Source organism: Streptomyces sp. NPDC054840 (genome assembly GCF_053611065.1).
In genome coordinates this window covers 1-3,625 of the sequence record NZ_JBSGZP010000719.1, presented here as the reverse complement: position 1 = coordinate 3,625, position 3,625 = coordinate 1, and the positions used below count along the sequence as shown (strand labels likewise).

The following is a 3,625-nucleotide window of genomic DNA, read 5'->3' as shown; positions in this document are numbered from 1 at the left end:
GGATGAGCCTCGCGACGTGCCGCGTTCACCGTTGCCGGAGACCGGGCAACCGGATTCGGCGGCGCAGCCGCAGCGACGGAGGAAAACGCCTCCGGACGTCGGTCCGCCGCATTCAGCACCGGTCTCGGGCGAGGAGCGGCGCGTGGGTCGGGGGCGGGTGGGTGCTGTGGTCCGTTCCGTCGTGCCTCCCGGGCCGCCGCCGGGGCCGACGCGGCCGGAGTTCTGGCGCAGTCCGCTGCGGGGGCCGTGGCTGACCGCCGTGTTCGGGCTCGTCCTGCTGGTCGGGATCACGCTGCTGTTCGTGACGGGCCTGCTGTCGTATGCCGCGTACAACCCGGACCTGGCGCGGATCAATGACCAGACGCCGGACAAGGGGTGGCTCGGGTTCTTCCTGTTCTCCTGGCCGACTTCGCCGTACTGGCTCTACCGACTCACCCAGGGGGTCCACGTCGTCCTGGGCATCGTCCTCGTGCCGGTGCTGCTGGCGAAGCTGTGGTCGGTCATCCCCAAACTGTTCGAATGGCCGCCCGTGCGCTCCGTCAGCCACGGCATCGAGCGCCTGTCCCTGCTCCTGCTGGTGGGCGGAGCCGGCTTCGAGTTCGTCACCGGCATCCTCAACGTGCAGCTGCACTACATCTTCCCGGGCTCCTTCTACGTCCTGCACTTCTACGGGGCATGGGTGTTCATCGGCGCCTTCGTCGTCCACGTGGCCGCCCGGCTGCCGCGAGCACTCCGCACCGTCAGGGCAGGGCCGGGCCAGCCGAAGGCCGGCACGGAGGAGGCCGCAGGGCTGGTCTCGCCCCGGCCGGCGCCCCCGACCATCTCCCGCCGGGGCGCCCTGGGCATGGTCGGGCTCGGCTCCCTGGCGCTGCTCGTGGTGACGGCCGGGCAGAGCGTGGGCGGCTGGTGGCGCCGGACCGCGCTGCTCGCCCCGCACGGCCAGGACCCCGGCTCCGGGCCGAACGGCTTCCAGATCAACAAGACCGCGGCATCCGTCGGCATCCGGCCGAGCGATGTCGGCCCCGCCTGGCGGCTGACCGTACGAGCGCCGGGCCGCCAGGTCATCCTCACCCGCGAGGGGCTGCTGGCCATGGAACAGCACGAGGCGGCCCTGCCCATCGCGTGCGTGGAGGGCTGGTCGACCCCCGACCAGCTGTGGAGCGGCGTACGGCTCACCGAACTGGCCGCCCTCGTCGGACGGGGTACGGACACCCCGCAGGCCCTGGTGGAATCGGTGCAGCGGGGAGGGTCGTTCAGCTCGGTCGTCCTGCGGGACAACCAGGTGCGCGACCACCGCTCACTGCTGGCCGTACGCGTCAACGGGGCCGTCCTCTCGCCCGACCACGGCTACCCGGCCCGCGTGATCGTCCCCGGTGCCCCCGGCGTTCACCACACCAAGTGGGTCACCCGGATCACCTTCGGAGAACCGGCATGACCGGCGCGACCTCCTTCCGACGGCGCTACGGAGCCTCCCCGCTCCACCTGCTCCTCGTACTGGCCTCCTTCGCCCTCGCCGCCTATGCCGGCGTGCGACTGCTCAGGGGCGACACCGTGGGCGTTGCCTTGTGGTTCGTCGGGGCGGCGCTCCTCCACGACCTTGTACTCCTCCCCTTGTACTCGCTGACCGACCGGGCCGCGCAGCTCCTGGTCGAGGGGCGGGCGGGCCCCGGGCGGGGGCTGTCGAGGCCGAGCGTCAACTACGTGCGGGTTCCGGCCTTCGTCTCAGGTCTCCTTCTGCTGGTCTGGTGGCCGCTCGTCCTGCGCCGGGTCGGCCACTACACGGCGGCGACCGGACTCCCGGCCGACGTCTTCCTGGGGCGCTGGCTGCTGATCACCGCTGTCCTCTTCGCCGCCTCGGCAGCGATCCTTCTGGTCCGCAGGTGGCAGGCGTCGGGGCCTCGACGCCGAGCGGCACGACGTCAGAGGCGAGCACGCGGCGCCATCACGTGACGGCGCTCGCCGGCTGTCCACCGTTCGGCCGCTCTCACCCCGAGATCTGCGCGCACCGGCCCGGAGCGGCGGCGCCCACCAGGGCTGCGGTGTCAGTGCGCTGAAGTATCCTTCCCGCCACCGCACACCGACTGGGAGGACCAAGAGAATTGACCGGCCTGTCTGCTTTCCCGCTGCCCTTTCACGCATCACGTTCCATATCGTTCGCGACACCCCGAACACTGCGGGAACTTCAGATGATGCAGTGCAGCTCACACATTCGGGCGAAACCGGGGTGGTTCGACAAGATGAACGATGCTGACGTCGTCGCCAGGTGGACGCAAGAAGCGGTAGCCCAGGGCCTCACCGAAGCGCAGGTTCGTTACGTGCTCGCCGAACTCGTGCATTACGCCGCGCTGCGGGACGGACGAACCGGCATCGAGGTGTCCGCCGTCGACGGGGTGTGGCAGTCGGACACCCTGGTCGACGACAAGCTCAGATCCCGGCTGCGCGAGGCGGTTCAGGTTCTGGAACAGGTCCCCGAAGCGGAACAGGACTGGCACCCCGGTTCCGACGGCCAGGTGCTGGATCTGGTTCATCCCTCGCTGTTCTGCCTGGTGCGAGAGGCGAGTGGAGCGCCCGAGCGGGCTTGGCGGAATCCGACGGACCGCTATTCGAGGTACGAGTTCTCGGAAAAATTCCAGTGGCTGCCCACCGATGTCGACATCAGTGACGACGGAGATGTCGCCTTCCGTTCGTACGTCAACAACGTCCACCCCGACAATCACCGTGAACTGGCATGCGTCCTGCCGGACTTGTTCGCACGCATGCGCCCGCTACTGGAGAACGTGCTCACCGATCTGCGTCATCCCCGGCCGCTGCGGATCGAGGCCGATCCTTACGGGTGGTACGACTCGGCACCGGAGTACCCGAACAAATCCTCCTACAGTGATGACGAGGCCTACGCGGAAGCCCGTCGCGCATGGGAACAGGCCCAGGACGACTGGTGGGAGAACCGCCGCCCGGTCATCCCTGACGCCACGGCCTTCACCCCGCCCGAGTCGCCCGATGCGGCCGCCCGAGTAGACCTGCGCGGCCGCCGCCTCCAGGTCATCGTCAAGCTCGCCACCATTCATCTAACCACGGACAAGCCGGAGTACCCCGGCGGTTCCTGGCACGTCGAGGGGATGATGAACGAGCGGATCGTCTCGACCGGCATCTACTACTGGGACAGCGAGAACATCACCGAAAGCCGGCTGAGTTTCCGGGCGGCACTCGACGACCCGAACTACGAACAGAACGACGACAACGGTCTGCGTGAGGTGTACGGCCTGGAAGACGAGGACGCACTGAACCAGGTACTGGGATCGACATCGACCCCAGCGGGCCGCTGCCTGGCGTTCCCGAACATCCTGCAACACCGCGTCAGTCCATTCCGCCTCGCAGACGCCAGCCGCCCGGGCTATCGCAAAATCCTCGCGTTCTTCCTGGTCGACCCCTCGGAAAAGATCGTCTCGACATCCGATGTGCCACCGCAGCAACCATGGTCCGACACCTCGACCATGACGCTCGAACAGGCGAAGGACTACCGCGAACAGCTCATGCAGGAACGCAAGTTCTTCGTGGCCGAACACAACGAGCAGCTCTACGAACGCGAATTCTCCCTCTGCGAGCACTGAAGCGACAGCCCTTGGGA

At 68.2% G+C, this 3,625-nt stretch carries 3 protein-coding genes; all 3 read left to right on the top strand.

The features are described from left to right. The first annotated feature begins 166 nt into the window (after positions 1 to 166). The 3 genes from ACWGIU_RS32855 (at position 167) to ACWGIU_RS32845 (ending at position 3,608) form a co-directional block, all read left to right on the top strand. Entirely contained in the window at positions 167 to 1,435 is a 1,269-nt protein-coding gene (locus ACWGIU_RS32855; RefSeq protein WP_453711761.1) for a molybdopterin-dependent oxidoreductase, read from the top strand. Next, entirely contained in the window at positions 1,432 to 1,950 is a 519-nt protein-coding gene (locus tag ACWGIU_RS32850; RefSeq protein ID WP_453711760.1) for a hypothetical protein, read from the top strand. Before ACWGIU_RS32855 ends, ACWGIU_RS32850 begins: the two co-directional genes overlap by 4 nt. A gap of 149 nt (positions 1,951 to 2,099) precedes the next feature. Then, entirely contained in the window at positions 2,100 to 3,608 is a 1,509-nt protein-coding gene (locus ACWGIU_RS32845; RefSeq protein WP_453711759.1) for a DUF4246 domain-containing protein, read from the top strand. The last annotated feature ends 17 nt before the right edge of the window (positions 3,609 to 3,625 follow it).